Genomic DNA, 15,406 nt, shown 5'->3' on the forward strand with positions numbered 1-15,406 from the left:
AGAAGATGAGGAACAGGGTGGCCATTGCATACTCCCCACCCATCAGATGGGGGATGAGTTCGGTACCGCCGCCAGTCACCGCCGGGGCGAACAGCGACAGCACGCCGAAGGTACCTGCCACCAGCATGCCGATGGCCACGAAGCGATGGCGCTTGTTTTGATGCAGTGCCAGATAACCATCCTGGCAGGCCAGCACCAGCTTGTTGAAGACGAACCCCAGCACCCCGAAAGCGGCCCCCATGAAGAGGAACAACCAGAGCGCCTTGAGGGCAGGCGCATCGTAGTGAGGCAAGCTGATCACGGCCCCCTGCCCCTTCATGTTCTGCAGCATCAGGGTCGCCATGATGGCGGAGATGCCCACCGCCTTGATGGCCAGAAAGGAGTAGCGAAACTGCGGTCGCATCTCCTCCATCACGAACAGGATCCCCGCCAGCGGCGCATTGAAGGCGGCGGCCAGACCGCCAGCCGCACCGGCCGCCAGCAGGGCATGGCCATGCTCCTTGGGCAGCCGGAAGATATCCGCCACCATCTTGCCGAGGTTGCCGCCGATCTGCACCGAGGGCCCCTCCCGCCCTAGCACCATGCCGGAGCTAAGGGTGCAGATACCGCCGAAGAACTTGACCGGCAACACCCGCCACCAGCGCACCGGCCGCAGTTCGTCCATGGCGCCCTCGATCTCGGGAATGCCGGAGCCCCCGGCCTCCGGCGCAAAGGTGTGGGTCAGGAAATAACCGATCATCCCCAGCAGGGCGCTGAAACCGAAGCCGAGCAGACCGAGCTGCCACCAGGGGCGATCGGCCAGCAGATCAATGCGCTGCTGCGCCAGCCAGTGGACGCCGGACTCGAACAGTCCACAGACCAGCCCGGCCAGGGTTCCGACCAGTGCCGCCAACAGCAGCACCAGTAGAGGCATCTTGTCTTGATGAATGATCCGCCGCAGGACGGGGCCACGGGGAGGCGAGAGCGGTTCGGCAGAGGATAAAGCTTGTTGCGACATGAAAAAAACCACATTCGTTTGCTGACGGAGGTGACGACATCCAGCCGGCTGCCCAGCACCGGGCCTTTCTGCTATAGTCGGCCCGTTTCATTTAACACGGGGCAGTCCTTGGCCAGGGAGTCAAGAGCGCAAGCATACTCCAGCTCCCCCCGACTGCCGAGCCGCAATCGGCCACCTGCACCTGTGTGACGACCAAAATCCCATTAAGGATGATCCATGTCAAAATCAGATCAGCTGTTTGAACAGGCCCGCCAGACCATTCCGGGCGGCGTCAACTCACCGGTCCGCGCCTTCAATGGGGTCGGCGGCACACCCCGCTTCATCGATCACGCCGATGGCGCCTACCTCTATGACGTGGACGGCCAGGCCTACGTGGATTACATCGGTTCCTGGGGCCCCATGCTGCTGGGTCACAACCACCCGGCCATCAAGGCCGCCGTCATCAAGGCCGTCGAGAAAGGGCTGAGCTACGGCGCCCCCACCGAGATCGAAGTGCTGATGGCCGAGAAGGTACGCCAGATCGTCCCCTCCATGGAGCAGGTGCGGATGGTTAACTCCGGCACCGAGGCGACCATGAGCGCCATCCGGCTGGCCCGCGGCTACACCGGCCGCGACAAGATCGTCAAATTCGAAGGCTGCTACCACGGCCACGCCGACTCCCTGCTGGTCAAGGCCGGCTCCGGCGCGCTGACCCTGGGTCAACCCAACAGCCCGGGCGTGCCGGCCGACTTTGCCAAGCACACCCTCACCTGCGTGTTCAACGACCTGGACTCGGTGCGCGAGGCCTTCAGCCAGTACGGCAGCGAGATCGCCTGCATCATCGTCGAGCCTGTGGCCGGCAACATGAACTGCATCCCGCCGGTGCCCGGTTTCCTGGAAGGGCTGCGCGCCATCTGTGACGAATTCGGCGCCCTGCTGATCCTGGATGAGGTGATGACGGGTTTTCGCGTCTCCCTGCGTGGCGCTCAGGGCCACTACAACATCGACCCGGATCTCACAACCCTCGGCAAGATCATCGGTGCCGGCATGCCGGTCGGCGCCTTCGGCGGCAAGAAGAAGGTGATGCAGCATATCGCCCCGACCGGCCCCGTCTATCAGGCAGGCACTCTCTCCGGCAACCCGGTGGCCATGGCCGCCGGCCTCACCATGCTGGATCTGCTGCTGGAGCCGGGCCTCTATGAACAGCTGAGCGCCAAGACCGCCCGGGTCGCCGAAGGGCTGAAAGCCGCCGCCGCCAAGCACGGCATCCCGCTCGCCATCAACTACGTGGGCGGCATGTTCGGCTTCTTCTTTACCGACGAGACCGAGATCACCCGCTATGAGCAGGTGACCCGCTGCGACATGGAGCGCTTCAAGCGCTTCTACCATCTGATGCTGGAAGAGGGCGTCTATCTGGCGCCGAGCGCCTACGAGGCCGGTTTCCTGTCGCTGGCCCACGGCGACAAGGAGATCGAACACACTCTGGCCGCCGCCGAGCGCAGCTTCGCCAAGCTGGCCGGCTAAACCGTCGCCATCTGTCAAACAAGGGCCCTTCACGGGCCCTTTTTCATTCTCCCCTCGTCATGCCCGCTGCCGGTGCAATCTGCCCGTCGGCAACCGTGATTTGTCACCAAACGGTGCAACCCCCACCACAGTCGTTGTCATAAAGCAGGCCCACAATTTGCAGCCGTCAGCAACAACACCCCCTTGTGAGCGAGGTAGGTATGGCGGAAATGAGCCCCATCGATGTGCTGAGACGCTATCAGGAGTACGAAGCCGAACTGGCCCCCCTGCTGCTGGGGCTGCTGACGGCGCCACCCGATTCACTCAAGGATTACCCCTTTATCCTGCATCAGGCCTTCAGCCGGGAACCACTCGGGATCCTGCCGCCAGTGCCGGCGCCGCAAACCCGTTTGCATCTGATAGTGAGAGGTCATGGCCGTGAGTTGACCCTCTGCCTGAACCAGCTTATCGCCTGGTTGATGGGGGACAGGGAGCGGCGCCGGGCCATGCCCTGGTTCAAGGGGGTTTATGTGGTGCTGAGTCTGGCGCTGTTTCTGATCGTCGCGACGCTCATCTGGCACGGGCTGGAGCAGCTCTATCTGCTGCTGTGCGGAGCGCAGCAGAACCGGCTGGGGGCCTTCAGCGCCATCATCTTTCTGACCCTGGCGCTAGCGGTATTCGACTTGGGCAAGACCATTCTGGAAGAGGAGGTGCTGCTGCATAAGGACATCTTTCGCCACAGCGCCATTCGCCGCACCATTACCCGTTTCATCGCCGCCATTCTGATCGCGGTCTCCATCGAGGGGCTCTTGTTGCTGTTCAAGGGTTCGCTCGGCCAGAGCGAACTGCTCTGGCCGGCGGTGGGGGTGATGGGGTGCGCCGTGGGGCTGCTACTGGCCCTCGGGCTCTATGTGTTTCTCGGGGCCAGGGCCGAGGCGGCGTTGGTGCAGGCCAGCCTGCGACCTCTGCCAGCCGGGGTTGTGGCGCCCGCCGCGCCGCCCGCCAAGAAACGTACCTGGCCCAGGAGGTATAGATAACGCCAAAGGCCTGCAACCACTTCAATACTCCGCGGCCAGCACCCACACGCACCGCACTGGCTAACCAGTGACGCCTGCCAGCCGGGGTTGTGGCGCCCGCCGCGCCGCCCGCCAGGAAGCGTACATGGTCCAGGAGGTATAGATGACGATGAAGGCCACCAGCCATTTGAGCATCGCCATGTCCATGGATTTGACCAGCATGGCCGCCAGCACCACGCCGACCGGACCGAAGATGGCCACCGCCAGCACAGCCTTGGCGTCGAAGGCCCCCTTGCGGATGAAGGTGCCCGCCGAGAAGACGCTGAGCACGGCAGTGGAGCCCATCATGATGGGGAAGGCCGCCAGCGGGTTCATGCCGAGCAGATAGACCAGGGTCATGCAGGGGGCGAACAGGCCGATGCCCACGTTCATCAGCACACCAAAGAGGAAGTTGCCGGCGAGCGCTATCCCGAGCTTGTAACCGGTCAGCCCCATGGCGTCGCCACCAAGGGGGAAGAGCCCCAGCAGGCCGGCGAAGATGAGGCCGGCCACCACCAGCAGGGAGACCGCCATCACCAGCCGGATGGTCTGGCGATCGAACGAGGCGACGTGGCGCGCCCCCCAGGCCGCGCCGGCAGCGGCGGCCACCATCATGCCGATGAGGGTGAGCGGATCTACCTGCACGGCGCCGATGAAGATCAGCGACTGGGTGACCGTCGGCAACACGCACTGGCCGTTGAGGGTGCCCGGCAGCAGCCGATCGTCGATCAGCTTGAACTGCTTGTAGCAGGCGGTCTTCACCGCGAAGCTGCCGACCCCCAGGGTATCGAGAAAATTGGCGACAAAACCGATGGCCGCCACCGGCCAGAAGGGGGTCGACTCCAGCTCACCCTGTTGCCGCTTGTGCCACCAGGCCCGTACCAGCATGAAGATGAAAGCCAGCGCACAGATGATGAATATCAGGCGCAAAAGATTAATTAACATACAGAGTTCTCCAGCAACGGGCGGCGATTCTAAGGCAGCAAAAATAAAAAATCTTGGCCCTGATCAAGCATTCATCCCTTGCAAACGATTCCTTGGAGAAACTCTTGTTAGGCACGCCCGAACGAATCTGCTAATACTTCTCTATGAGGGCCAGCAGGCCTGGGGCCGCCGGTGGTAGTCATGGTCATTTCGCGACGACCACAGTCACCGGCTGGAAGTAGACAAAAAGAAGGCCGGTATGCACCGACCTTCTTTTTTTATTGCTGACTCGCCGGCGTTTTGCTCGCCAGCCACTGCCAGCCCGGCAGGCGTGGCAGCCGCTGGGCAATCCAGCCGACCAGCGCATCCGACAGCCCGGTCGACAGCAGCAGCGGCAGGCAGAGCAGGGTCAAGGAGAGGGCGCCGACATAGACATCCGTCAGCCAGTGGGCGCCGGAGAGGATGCGGGGCGCCGAGAACAACGGCACCATCAGCAGCGCCGTCACCCCGGCCCAGCGCGGCAGATAGCGCAGGGCAAAACCGGCGAAGATCATCAGGAACAGGGCGTGATCGCCGGGGAAGCTATCGCTGGACGAATCCTTGGTCGGGATCCCGCTGAGCTGGGTGACCCGCAGTGCATCCGCCACCATCAGGGTCGGGCTGGGCCGGCTGACCGGCAGCAGATGACCAAACTGGTTGATCACCAGGGCCCCCAGCAACATGACACACCCCATGGCCACCAACCGGCGACGCCCCTGCTCGTCCGCACGCCAGAAGCAACGGGAGAGGATAAGCCCCATGCAGGAGAGCACCGCCAGATCGAACAACCGGTTGTTGGTCACCGCCACCAGATCGGCCCACCATTGGGCCTGACCCAGCCAGCCATTGACCAGATGGAAGACGACGAGATCCCACTGATCCCAGGGGCCGTGATCGGGCAGAGCGGCCCAGCTGACGGCGATGAGACCACCCAACAGATAACAGGGTATAAATTTGCGCATACGGACTCTCCTCCCCGAAAAATGGGGCCGTATTTTAGAACATAAGAAGCGTGACGTGAATCACACAAATGAGGGAGGAAGCAAAGTTCATGGGGAAAACAGCGCGGCAGAACAGGTTCCGTTTAAGCCCTTTCTGGAATGTTCCGATCCAGATGGCGGGCTTGGCCGTCCCCGACCTTGCGGCTAGTATGGAGCTCTTCCCTTTCGCGAGATGAACAGCAATATGCGCAGCTACCTCAGGATGATGCTGTTTGCCCTTGGCCTGCTGGCCGGTGTGCAGATCCCGGGTCTGATCGACCTCTACTACCAGCGGCTGGATGCCCGTCTGCAACAGGCCAGCCTCAGCCTTGCCCCCTTTCAGGAGACGGCAGACCAGCACTTCGACGGCGATCTGACGGCCCTGGTCAACCACTACCGCACCAACCAGGATCCGGTCTTCGCCAAGGATGCGGCCAGCCTGCAGCTGCTGGTCAGCCAGCGTCAGACCCTGCAGCAGGAGAGCGTCTACAAGAACGCCCCCTGGTACCGGCAGCTCTCCCACCTGCTGCTGCGTGCCGATCCCCAACTCTGGCAGGATACCCTACAAAACTACAGCTATGTGGTACCGCTCAAGCAAGCCGCTATCGTCTGCGGCATGGCGGCGGGGTTGCTCTCGGCCCTTGTCGGCGATCTGCTGCTCGGCCTCCTGCTGCTGCCGTTTCGCCAGCGCCAGCCCAGGGTACGCTACGGCCAGCGCTGATCCCTCAGCCAGACCCCGCCAACAACAAGGGGGCCCGCGGCCCCCTTGTTGTCTCTTGCTCTCCCCTACAGCTCGTAGGGCAAGCGCGATTCGCTGACCAGCCGGTTGAGCGCCTTCACCACCTCGGGATCGAACTGGCTGCCTGAGCGCGACATGATGTACTCCATGGTCTGGGCCAGCGACCAGGGCTCCTTGTAGGGGCGTTTGCTGAGCAAGGCATCGAATACGTCGACCACCGCCACGATGCGAGCCGACAGCGGGATCTGCTCGCCGGCCAGCTGCTCCGGGTAACCCTTGCCATCGAAGTGCTCATGGTGGCCACGGGCGATCTCGGCCCCCAGCGACAGATAACTGGTCCCTTCCACCATCTCCCCCGCCTTGTGCAATATGCTGGCGCCTATGTCCGCGTGCTGCTCCATGATGGCTCGCTCGTCCGGCTCGAACCGCCCCGGCTTGTGCAGGATGTGGTCCGGCGTGCCCACCTTGCCCACATCGTGGAGTATGCTGGCCATGCCGATCATGTCGACGAAGCCGGGGGTCAGTTCGTCGGGATAGGCTCCCGCCTGTTGCAGCTCCGCCACGATGGCATCGGAGAGTTTCTGCACCCGCAGCACGTGATCACCGGTATCCGAATCGCGAAACTCCGCCAGCGCCGCCAGCGCCACCACGGTGGCCTCCTGGGCGCGCAACAGCTGGTTGTAGAGATAGAGGTTGTCGTATGCCGCCGAGATGCGCTGACAGAACACGTCCAACAGATCGCACTCGAGCGGGTCGAGCGGCTGGGTAGGGGTGAAGTTGAGCACGAACTCGCGCCCGTTCTGGGCGGCGATGTAGAGCGCATCCTGGGGATGCTCGAAGCGGTTGCAGCGATTGGCCAGCGCACTCATCACAGAGTCATGCAGAGCCGGGAAGGTAGTGAGCGGCACGTCGCTCAGCAGGGATTCATAGTCGCCGGTAGCGGCCAGGATCTCCAGCTCCTGCGAGCCGGGTCGGCGCTCGGCGCAGATGGCCCCCTCGGTGCCCACATCGAGAATGGCGCTGATCTGCTTGAGCACGCCGGAGGCAAACTCCCGCAGCGAATGCAGGTGATAGAGATCCCCCGCCCCCTCCAGTATCTTGCCGAGCCCCTGCCGGCTCTTGTCGATGGCGCAGAGGGTCTCGTAGGAGCGCAGGGAGGCGATGACGGTGGTGTAGAGCTTCTGCACCGTCAGCTCGGTCTTGGTCTTGTAGTCGTTGATGTCGTAGTCGAGGATCACCCGCTGCTCGGGGGCCTGCCCGGGCTGGCCGGTGCGCAGCACGATGCGGACCAGGCCGTTCTTCATCTCGTTGCGGATCTGGTGCACCAACCGCAGGCCGGCGTCCTCGGTCTCCATCACCACGTCGAGCAGGATCAGGGCGATGCGCGGGTTGGCCTGCAGCATGCGGGCAGCCTCGGCACCGCTGTAGGCGTTGAGCAGGGCTAGCGGGCGGGATTTGTACTGAATGTTGGAGAGTGCCAGCCGGGTGGCATGATGAATGTCCGGTTCGTCATCGACGATCAGCACCTGCCAGGGGTTGGCCATCCTGGTCACCACGGCCTCATCGTCATCCAGCTCGATGATGTCGTCATCCAGCCAGATCTCGTCCTTGTCTTGGGCACTGCTCATATCGTTCACGCCTCCAGGCGCTGCATGAGGGTACAGACAGTATGTACCATCAGGCCGCGATGGATCACAAGCCCCGCGCGATCCGCCTGCCACCATCCATGAGCAGAAGACTCACTCGAACGGTTCGAGATAGGCCTGGATCGCCTTGCGCAGCCAGGCCAGCACCCTGCCGTGATAGGCATTTTCCGACAGATAGACGCCGTAGTCCCGCCACTGCAGGCTGAACTTGTGCTTGAGCGTGATCAGAGAGCCTTGACGCAGCTGGCTCTGGATCAGCGGCGACGGCAACACGGCCCAACCGAGGCCGTCGATCACCGCATCGCGCATCAGCTCGAAACTCGACAGCCCGATGTGGTGGCCGCCGATGGGCAGCAGGCTCTTGACCGAGAATTCATCCACGTAGGAGAGGGTGACCTGGGTGTGGCCGGTCAGATCCTGCTGCAGCACCCGCTTCAGGCTGGCCAGCGGGTGGCTAGGCGCCACCACCATCAGGGTGCGGATCGGGTTGAGCACCTCGATGTTGAGGCCGCTGCGCTCCTGCTCCTCGGTGATGAGGCCGAAAGCGGCGTCGACAAACCCCTCCTCCACCAGCGCGGGCAGCTCGGGCGGCGAGGCCAGCACCAGCGAGATGCTGGTGCCGGGAAACCGGTGACGCAGCTGGCCCAACATCTCCCGCCACACCGCCTCGGGAATGGCATCGTCCCGCGCCACCCGCAGCGCCACTTCGGCACCGGAGGCGTAATGTTCGCACTTGAGCTTGAGGCTGTTGGCCGCCTGCAGCAGCCGCTTGCAGTCGTCCAGCACCTGCTCGCCAATCTCGGTCAACCGACTCTGGTTGGCCCCTCGTTCAAAAAGTTCGACGCCAAGTTCCACCTCCAGTGCCGCTATCGCCGTACTGACCGCGCTGCGACTCTTGCCAAGCCGACGCGCCGTGTTGGCGATAGAGCCGCTACTGGCTGATTCCACAAAGAGTTGTATCTGGTAGAGCTTCATGATCCGGGTCGAGAGCTGGGTATCCGACATTCACCTTACCCCGCCCGCTTCTGCCAAGGCAAACCGTCAGCGTCTGAATTGCCGACGCTCAGCGATTCCAGCCTCCCGCCGGGTGGCGGCTATCATGGCCCCGTCGCAGCAACAAAAGGACATTTTATGTTATTCAATCGCATGCTCCTGGCCCGCATCTTCCTGACGGGCGCCATCCTGACCGAGGTCGCCGGCACCTCCAGCATGGCCATGATCCCGGAGAACGAAGCCGGCTGGCTCAACTACCTGCCCATGTGGCTGCTCATCTCCTTCTCCTACCTGTTGTTGGCCAAAGCCGCCAAAACAATCTCCATTGGCATTGCCTTCGCGCTCTGGGAGGGACTGGGGATCGCGCTGATCACCGTCGTCTCCGTGCTGTTCCTCGACTACCAGCTGAATGCTCAGGAGTTGATCGGACTGGCGCTGGCCATAGTGGGGATTGTTCTGGTGACGATGGGCGAGCGCCACGATGAACCGGCCGCTCGCACACCCCGTGCCAACGAGGAGGCCGTATGCACCCGCTGATGATAGTGCTGGGCGCGGCCTTGCTGGATATCGGCGCCAACATGGCGATCAACCGTTCGGTCGGTTTTCGTCACAAGGGGTGGGGATTCCTCGGCATCCTGCTGGTGCTGTGTGCCTTCACCCTGCTGTCGGAAGCGGTCAGCACCGGCAAGATCGACCTGGCCGTGGCCTATGCCACCTGGGGTGCCATCGGCATTCTGGGCACAGCCCTCGGCGGCCTGCTGCTGTTTGGCGAGCGGCTCAAGCCCATCGGCTGGGTCGGCATGCTGGTGATGGCCGTCGCGGTCACCCTGCTCACCACCGCCTGATCCCGAGAATGCATCCATGAAAAGCAGCCGCCCGGCTCACCGGGCGGCTGCTTGTTTTTGGACATGATTTCATGACGGCGAGCGCCCCGGCACTAGGCTTCGTAGAGCTCCAGCGGCAGGCCGTCGGGGTCGGCGAAGAAGGTAAAGCGGCGGCCGGTCAACTCGTCCACCCGCACCGGCTCCACCTCGACGCCATGGCCCTGTAGATGGGCGATGACCCGGTCGAGATCCGAGACCCGAAAGGCCAGGTGGCGCAAGCCGCACGCCTCCGGCCGGGAGGGGCGCAGGGGCGGCGCCGGGAAGCTGAACAGCTCCAGCTGGCTGCCGTCCGGCAGCGCCAGATCCAGCTTCCACGACTGGCGCTCGGCCCGCAGGGTCTCGGCGATGATGGGCAGCCCCAGCACCTGGTGGTAGAAATGGCGCGAGCGCGCATAGTCGCTGGCGATGATAGCCACGTGGTGGATGGCATCGAACAGGGGAAGGCTCATGAGCACTCCTGGCAGACGGGCAGCCAGGGCTGCCCGCCTCCGTCAGTTGAAGAAACCGTTGAACCAGTTGTCCAGCGCATTGACCGGGCTGGACACCGGAGTGGCACAGCTCATGGGTTCGGCCAACCCGGCCAGCTTGGCCGGCACCTGCAGACTGCCGGGGCAGTCGCTGGCAACCCGGGCGCCGCTGGCGCGGGAGAAGCTGGCCCAGCTCACCCCCTGTGGCATGTTCATGGCCAGGCTGTTGACCCCGCGCTGGCTCATGTAGCCGCTGAACAGCTGCAGGGCACCGCTGGCACCGGTCAGGCCAGCCGGGGTGTTGTCGTCGCGACCGACCCAGATGCTGACCAGCTCGTTGTTGTCGAGGCCGGTGAACCAGGAGTCGCGCAGCTCGTTGGTGGTGCCGGTCTTGGCCGCCATGGTGGCGCCGGGGAACTTGGCACCGAGCGCCCGCGCCGTGCCCTGGCTCACCGTCTTGGTCATGGCGAACAGGGTCAGCCAGCTGGCCTGCTCGTCGGTCACCCGCTTGGCCGCCTCATCATGCTGATAGAGCTTGCTGCCGTCGCTGTTGACAACGGCCCGGATCGCCGACAGCGGCTGGGTCAGCCCCTGGTTGGCGATGGGCAGGTACATCTGGTTCACCTCCATCGGCGAGAGGGCCACCGCCCCCAGCACCAGCGACGGATAGGGCTGGATCTCCTGCTCCACCCCCAGCTTGTGCAGGGTGTCCACCACCTTGTCCAGCCCCACCTGCAGACCCAGGTTGACGGTCGGCACGTTGAGGGAGCTGGCCAGCGCATCCATCAGCGGCACGCTCTGGCGGAACTTGCGGTCGTAGTTTTGCGGGGTCCAGATCTGGCCATCCTTGCCGCGAATGCGGATCGGCTGATCCTTGAGCGGCGTGCCCAAAGTCAGGCCGTTGGAGAGGCCGGTCAGGTAGACCGCGGGCTTGACCAGGGAGCCTATCTGGCGACGAGCATCCAGCGCCCGGTTGAAGCCGGCGTAGCGCGGATCCCGGCCACCCACCATGGCCACCACCTCGCCCTTGTGCCAGTCGGAGACCACCATGGCCGCCTCCAGCTTCTTCTTGCCACGCTGCTTCTCGATGGTGGCCAGACCCGACTCCACCGCCTGCTCGGCGGCGTGCTGGGCGATGGGATCCAGGCTGGTGAAGATCTTGAGGCCGGACTGCTTGAGCAGATCCGGGCCGAAGCGGCTCTGGATCTCCCGCTTGAGCAGCCCCATGAAGGCCGGGGTGCGGCCATAACTCATCTGGCCGCGGGTAATGATGCCGAGCGGCTGCTTGCTGGCCAGGGTGTATTCAGCCTGGGTCAGACTACCGTGATCCATCAGCAGCTTGAGCACCAGATCACGGCGCGCCTTGGCCCGCTCCGGGAAGCGCCAGGGATCGTAATAGGAGGGGCCCTTCACCATGCCCACCAGCAGGGCCACCTGATCGATGTCCAGCTCGTTGACCGGAATACCGAAGTAGAAGTAGGAGGCAAGCCCGAAGCCATAGACCCCCTGGGAGAAGTTCTGCCCCAGATAGACCTCGTTGAGGTAGGCCTCCAGGATCTCGTCCTTGCTGTAGCGATAGTCGATCAGCACCGCCATGTAGGCTTCCTGCGCCTTGCGCCACAGGCTGCGTTCCCGGGTCAGGAAGAAGTTCTTGGCCAGCTGCTGGGTCAGGGTACTGCCCCCCTGCACGGTGCGCCCCGCCAGCAGGTTGGCCGCCATGGCGCGCATGATGGCCACCGGCGAGACGCCGCCGTGCTGGTAGAAGTCCCGATCCTCGGTGGTGAGCAAGGTCACCAGCAGGCTGTCCGGCACCTCGGCGAGGCGCACCAGCAGGCGATCCTCCCGATCCTCGGTGTTGAGGCGATCGAGCAGCACAGGGTCCATCTGGGCGTAACCGAGCTGACGCTGGTTCTCCAGCGACTGGATCCCCTCCAACCGCGCGCCGTTGAAGGTGAGGCGCAGGCCGCGGGCGGCATCGGCCCCGTCATGGAAGGCAAACGGCCGGCGAACAAGCTCGATGCGGTTGCCGCTCACCGCATACTCGCCCGGGGAGTGGGGCTGGCGCACCTGCTTGTAGCTCAGCATGTTGAGCTCGCGCAGCATCTGGGTCTGGGAGAGACGCTGGCTGGGATAGAGCTCCAGCGGCCGGCTGTATACCATCACTGGCAACTGCCACTTCTCGCCGTCGAAGCGTTCACGCACCTTGGTATCCAGGTAGATGCCAAACACCACCATGAAGGCCGCTCCCACCAGGGAGAGCTTGAAGCCCAGCCAGAACAGCGTGCGCCAGATGGTGCGTTTGGGCGCCACCTTCTTGGGAGTGCGCTTGCGTCGTTGCGTTGCCATAAATCCTCTTTGCTTCTCTTTCTACTTATGTTGTCGCATTCGCGAACGTCCGATCGGGCCTGACCAATCGAACCGGGATCCTGAGTTTCATTTCGCCAGACAAATGGCTGCCCCCTCATTCCCAACCCTTCTCCCATCTCTTTGAAAAGGGAGAGGAAAAAGGCGCAAACACCCAGCTCGATCGGTTCCCTCTCTCTGGGAGAGCGTCAGGGTGAGGGGCGTCTGCTGGCGTTGGGCTTCGCCATGCCCGGCAGCAACCTACAACCCCATCTTCTTCTTGGTGACTCTGGTTGGCATCGCTTCCAGCGGGTTGTCCGGCCAGTAGTGGCGGGGGTAGCGTCCCTTCATCTCTTTTTTCACCAGCTCGTAGGAGCCAGCCCAGAAGGCGGCCAGATCGGCGGTGATCTGCAGCGGCCGCTGGGCCGGAGAGAGCAGCTCCACCACCAGCGCCACCCGGCCATCGGCCACGCACGGGGTCGTGGCCTGGCCGAACATCTCCTGGATGCGTACCGGGATCACCGGTGCCTGACCCGGCTGATAGCGGATCCGCACCCGGCTGCCGGTCGGCGCGGTGAAGTGGCCTGGCAACGCCTCGTCCAGCCGCTTGGGCAATGGCCAGGGCAGAGACTGGCGCAGGATGTCGCTCATATCGAGTTTTTTCAACTGCTCCAGCCGGGTCATGCCGCTCACCGCCGGCAGCAGCCACTGCTCGAGGTCGGCCAGCAGGCTCGCCTCGTCCATGGCTGGCCACCCTTCGTCGGGCAGCCAGTCACGGGCGCAGCGCAAGCGGGCCAGCAGCCCCTCGCTGGCGTCATCCCAGGGCAGCACATGCAGCCCCTTGCGGCGGATCCCCTGCAGCAGGCAACGCCCCTTCTGTTCATCGGAGAGATCCGTCAGCGGTCGCTGGCTCAGTACCAGCTCGCCGAGCACCTGCTGACGTTCGGCCCGCACCCGCTCCTCGCGCTCGTCCCAGTCGAACCACTGGCGCTCGCCGACCAGCTCAGGCAACTGGCGCACCAGCTCATCCAGCTCCACCGGCTCGGCGATGAAGATACGGCTGCCGCGCTCGTTCTGGCCCATTTCGATGGCAATGAGCGACCCCTGCCCCTGACAGGGGTGACCTTCTACCAGATCGCAGCTCACCCCGCCACTGAGCTGATAGCGGCTGCCACTGCGCAGCTTGCCGATGCGATCGGGCCAGGCGAGGGCACACAGCAGCCCCAGCCATTGCCCCTGCGCATTGGCGGAGCGAGTCCCGAGCCGCTCGAACCAGCGGGCCGCACTCTGGCGCAGGGCCCCCTGGCGGCGGTGGAACAGCACAGAGAGGCGCTCCGATCCTCGCAGATCTTCTTCCAGCAGCGCCACCAGGAAAGCCGCATCGGCGACAATCCCTGTCAGACCCTCGGCCTCCAGCTCGCGGGCGCGCAGCAGCATGCGGGCAAGCCGGGGATGGGTACCGAAGGCCGCCATGGCGCGGCCGGCCGGGGTAAGTTGTTGCTCACCCTCCGGCTTCATGGCGCCGAGGCTCACCAGCAGCCGCTGGGCGCTGGCCACGGCGGCGGCCGGCGGCATGTCCAGCAGCGGCAGATCTTCGACCTTGGCCCCCCACTGGGCGGCGTCCAGCAGCAGGCCGGTCAGCTCCTGGGTGAGGATGTCGGGCGGGCTCTGCTCGGCGAGGCGCTCCTGCACCTCGCTGCTCCAGAGCCGGTAGCAGACACCGGGGCCGAGACGCCCGGCACGACCCGCCCGCTGGGTGGCGGAGGCTTTGGTGATGGGGCGGGTCTCCAGCCGGGTGACGCCGCTCTTGATGTCGAAGGAGGCGCGCCGCTCCAGCCCGCTGTCGACCACCACCGAGATCCCCTCGATGGTGAGGGAGGTCTCCGCCACATTGGTGGTGAGCACCAGCTTACGACGCCCAGCAGGCGCCGGCTCGATGGCCGCCTGCTGGGCCGCCATGTCGAGGCGGCCGTAGAGGGGGGCGAGGGTCACCTCGTCCGGCAGCCGTCCTTCCAGCCACTGCGCCAGCCGCTCGATCTCCCCCTGGCCCGGCAGGAACACCAGCAGGCTGCCGGCGTGGGCGGCCAACGCCTCCAGCACCACGGCGCCGACCTGGGGCTCCAGCCACTGCTGGCGATTGGCGGGGCGGTAGTGGTAGTCGATGGGAAAACCGCGCCCCTCGGAGCGCACCACAGGTGCCTCCGGCAGCAGGGTCTCCAGCGCCATGCCGTCCAGGGTGGCAGACATCACCAAGAGCTTGAGGTCATCGCGCAGCCCCTGCTGGCTCTCGATGGCGAAGGCCAGCGCGGTATCGGCGTGCAGGCTGCGCTCGTGGAACTCATCGAAGATGACCAGGGAGACGCCGGTGAGCTCGGGATCCTGCTGCAACATCCGGGTCAGCACCCCTTCGGTAACGATCTCGAGCCGGGTCTGGCTGCTGGTGCGGCTCTCGCCGCGTACCCGCAGGCCAATGCGCTCGCCCACCCTCTCCCCGAGCTGGCGCGCCAGAAAGCCCGCGATATTGCGCGCCGCCAGACGTCTGGGTTCCAGCATGATGATGCGACCGGGCAGCCGGTTCTGGCGCACCAGCTCCAGCGGCAGCAGGGTCGATTTGCCCGCGCCGGGGGGCGCCTGCAGGATCACGCTGGCATGGTTGTCGATGGCGGCAAAGAGTGCGGGCAGCACCGACACTATGGGGAGAGAAGACAAAGGGATCAGCACCTTCTTGTAGCAAGCCGTAAAACGGCGCCTATTCTGCCACAGCCTGCCCGGCCACCGTGAGTGGATGTCGGCCGGCGAGACAGGAGCGGACGGCTGCCATAGAATGGGCCACCCGTCCGCATCAAAGAGGCACCCT

Annotated in this window: 13 protein-coding genes (1 of these 13 running past the window's edge); 5 read left to right on the plus strand and 8 right to left on the minus strand. The window is 64.5% G+C overall.

The annotated features are described in order from the left end of the window. Positions 1-997, minus strand: partial view of a H(+)/Cl(-) exchange transporter ClcA gene (clcA, locus tag CK627_RS22035; protein WP_095593390.1) — the 5' portion only. 398 nt of this gene lie to the left of the window's left edge; the window shows 997 of its 1,395 coding nt (coding positions 1-997); the start codon lies at positions 995-997; its stop codon lies off the left edge, out of view. 216 nt (positions 998-1,213) lie between these two features. Between clcA and hemL the strand changes: the two genes are divergently transcribed. Next, positions 1,214-2,500, plus strand: a complete 1,287-nt coding sequence (gene hemL, locus CK627_RS22040; protein ID WP_095593391.1) for a glutamate-1-semialdehyde 2,1-aminomutase — start codon at positions 1,214-1,216, stop codon at positions 2,498-2,500. 200 nt (positions 2,501-2,700) lie between these two features. Beyond that, entirely contained in the window at positions 2,701-3,516 is an 816-nt protein-coding gene (locus CK627_RS22045; RefSeq protein WP_095593392.1) for a hypothetical protein, read from the plus strand. A 60-nt stretch (positions 3,517-3,576) separates the two neighbouring features. On the opposite strand, the gene CK627_RS22050 is transcribed toward CK627_RS22045, so the two are convergent. Beyond that, on the minus strand, positions 3,577-4,479 hold the full coding sequence (locus tag CK627_RS22050; protein ID WP_017787641.1) for a sulfite exporter TauE/SafE family protein: 903 nt from the start codon (positions 4,477-4,479) through the stop codon (positions 3,577-3,579). Positions 4,480-4,736: 257 nt separating this feature from the next. Then, complete coding sequence (locus CK627_RS22055; RefSeq protein ID WP_095593393.1) at positions 4,737-5,459, minus strand: phosphatase PAP2 family protein; 723 nt, start codon at positions 5,457-5,459, stop codon at positions 4,737-4,739. 211 nt (positions 5,460-5,670) lie between these two features. Here CK627_RS22055 and CK627_RS22060 point away from each other — a divergent pair, with 211 nt between their 5' ends. Then, positions 5,671-6,198, plus strand: coding sequence for a DUF2937 family protein (locus CK627_RS22060; protein WP_167385405.1), 528 nt, complete (start codon positions 5,671-5,673; stop codon positions 6,196-6,198). Positions 6,199-6,263: 65 nt separating this feature from the next. Here CK627_RS22060 and CK627_RS22065 read toward each other — a convergent pair whose 3' ends face one another. After that, on the minus strand, positions 6,264-7,844 hold the full coding sequence (locus tag CK627_RS22065; protein WP_017766313.1) for a response regulator: 1,581 nt from the start codon (positions 7,842-7,844) through the stop codon (positions 6,264-6,266). Positions 7,845-7,955: 111 nt separating this feature from the next. Next, a complete protein-coding gene (locus CK627_RS22070) occupies positions 7,956-8,837 on the minus strand; it encodes a LysR family transcriptional regulator (RefSeq protein WP_095593558.1) in 882 nt (293 codons plus the stop codon). A 156-nt stretch (positions 8,838-8,993) separates the two neighbouring features. Between CK627_RS22070 and CK627_RS22075 the strand changes: the two genes are divergently transcribed. Next, positions 8,994-9,392, plus strand: a complete 399-nt coding sequence (locus CK627_RS22075; RefSeq protein WP_005304437.1) for an SMR family transporter — start codon at positions 8,994-8,996, stop codon at positions 9,390-9,392. Then, entirely contained in the window at positions 9,380-9,700 is a 321-nt protein-coding gene (locus CK627_RS22080; RefSeq protein ID WP_005304440.1) for an SMR family transporter, read from the plus strand. Before CK627_RS22075 ends, CK627_RS22080 begins: the two co-directional genes overlap by 13 nt. A 92-nt stretch (positions 9,701-9,792) precedes the next feature. On the opposite strand, the gene gloA2 is transcribed toward CK627_RS22080, so the two are convergent. The 3 genes from gloA2 to hrpB form a co-directional block, all read right to left on the minus strand. Further along, the gene (gene gloA2, locus CK627_RS22085) at positions 9,793-10,188 is read right to left on the minus strand and encodes an SMU1112c/YaeR family gloxylase I-like metalloprotein (RefSeq protein ID WP_095593394.1); all 396 of its coding nucleotides are present in this window, start codon (positions 10,186-10,188) and stop codon (positions 9,793-9,795) included. 42 nt (positions 10,189-10,230) lie between these two features. Further along, the gene (mrcB, locus tag CK627_RS22090; protein ID WP_095593395.1) at positions 10,231-12,552 is read right to left on the minus strand and encodes a penicillin-binding protein 1B; all 2,322 of its coding nucleotides are present in this window, start codon (positions 12,550-12,552) and stop codon (positions 10,231-10,233) included. A gap of 258 nt (positions 12,553-12,810) precedes the next feature. Beyond that, positions 12,811-15,258 carry an ATP-dependent helicase HrpB gene (hrpB, locus tag CK627_RS22095; protein WP_095593396.1) on the minus strand — a complete coding sequence of 816 codons (2,448 nt, stop codon included), beginning with the start codon at positions 15,256-15,258 and terminating at the stop codon, positions 12,811-12,813. Between the last annotated feature and the right edge of the window lie 148 nt (positions 15,259-15,406).

Source organism: Aeromonas dhakensis, from assembly GCF_002285935.1.
GTDB classification, from domain to species: domain Bacteria; phylum Pseudomonadota; class Gammaproteobacteria; order Enterobacterales; family Aeromonadaceae; genus Aeromonas; species Aeromonas dhakensis.

What these genes read in the sequence shown, in the direction of transcription:
- hemL (WP_095593391.1), top strand. Translation starts at nt 1,214, where the DNA reads ATGTCAAAATCAGATCAGCTGTTTGAACAGGCCCGCCAGACCATTCCG.
- CK627_RS22045 (WP_095593392.1), top strand. Translation starts at nt 2,701, where the DNA reads ATGGCGGAAATGAGCCCCATCGATGTGCTGAGACGCTATCAGGAGTAC.
- CK627_RS22050 (WP_017787641.1), bottom strand. Translation starts at nt 4,479, where the DNA reads ATGTTAATTAATCTTTTGCGCCTGATATTCATCATCTGTGCGCTGGCT.
- CK627_RS22055 (WP_095593393.1), bottom strand. Translation starts at nt 5,459, where the DNA reads ATGCGCAAATTTATACCCTGTTATCTGTTGGGTGGTCTCATCGCCGTC.
- CK627_RS22060 (WP_167385405.1), top strand. Translation starts at nt 5,671, where the DNA reads ATGAACAGCAATATGCGCAGCTACCTCAGGATGATGCTGTTTGCCCTT.
- CK627_RS22065 (WP_017766313.1), bottom strand. Translation starts at nt 7,844, where the DNA reads ATGAGCAGTGCCCAAGACAAGGACGAGATCTGGCTGGATGACGACATC.
- CK627_RS22070 (WP_095593558.1), bottom strand. Translation starts at nt 8,837, where the DNA reads ATGAAGCTCTACCAGATACAACTCTTTGTGGAATCAGCCAGTAGCGGC.
- CK627_RS22075 (WP_005304437.1), top strand. Translation starts at nt 8,994, where the DNA reads ATGTTATTCAATCGCATGCTCCTGGCCCGCATCTTCCTGACGGGCGCC.
- CK627_RS22080 (WP_005304440.1), top strand. Translation starts at nt 9,380, where the DNA reads ATGCACCCGCTGATGATAGTGCTGGGCGCGGCCTTGCTGGATATCGGC.
- gloA2 (WP_095593394.1), bottom strand. Translation starts at nt 10,188, where the DNA reads ATGAGCCTTCCCCTGTTCGATGCCATCCACCACGTGGCTATCATCGCC.
- mrcB (WP_095593395.1), bottom strand. Translation starts at nt 12,552, where the DNA reads ATGGCAACGCAACGACGCAAGCGCACTCCCAAGAAGGTGGCGCCCAAA.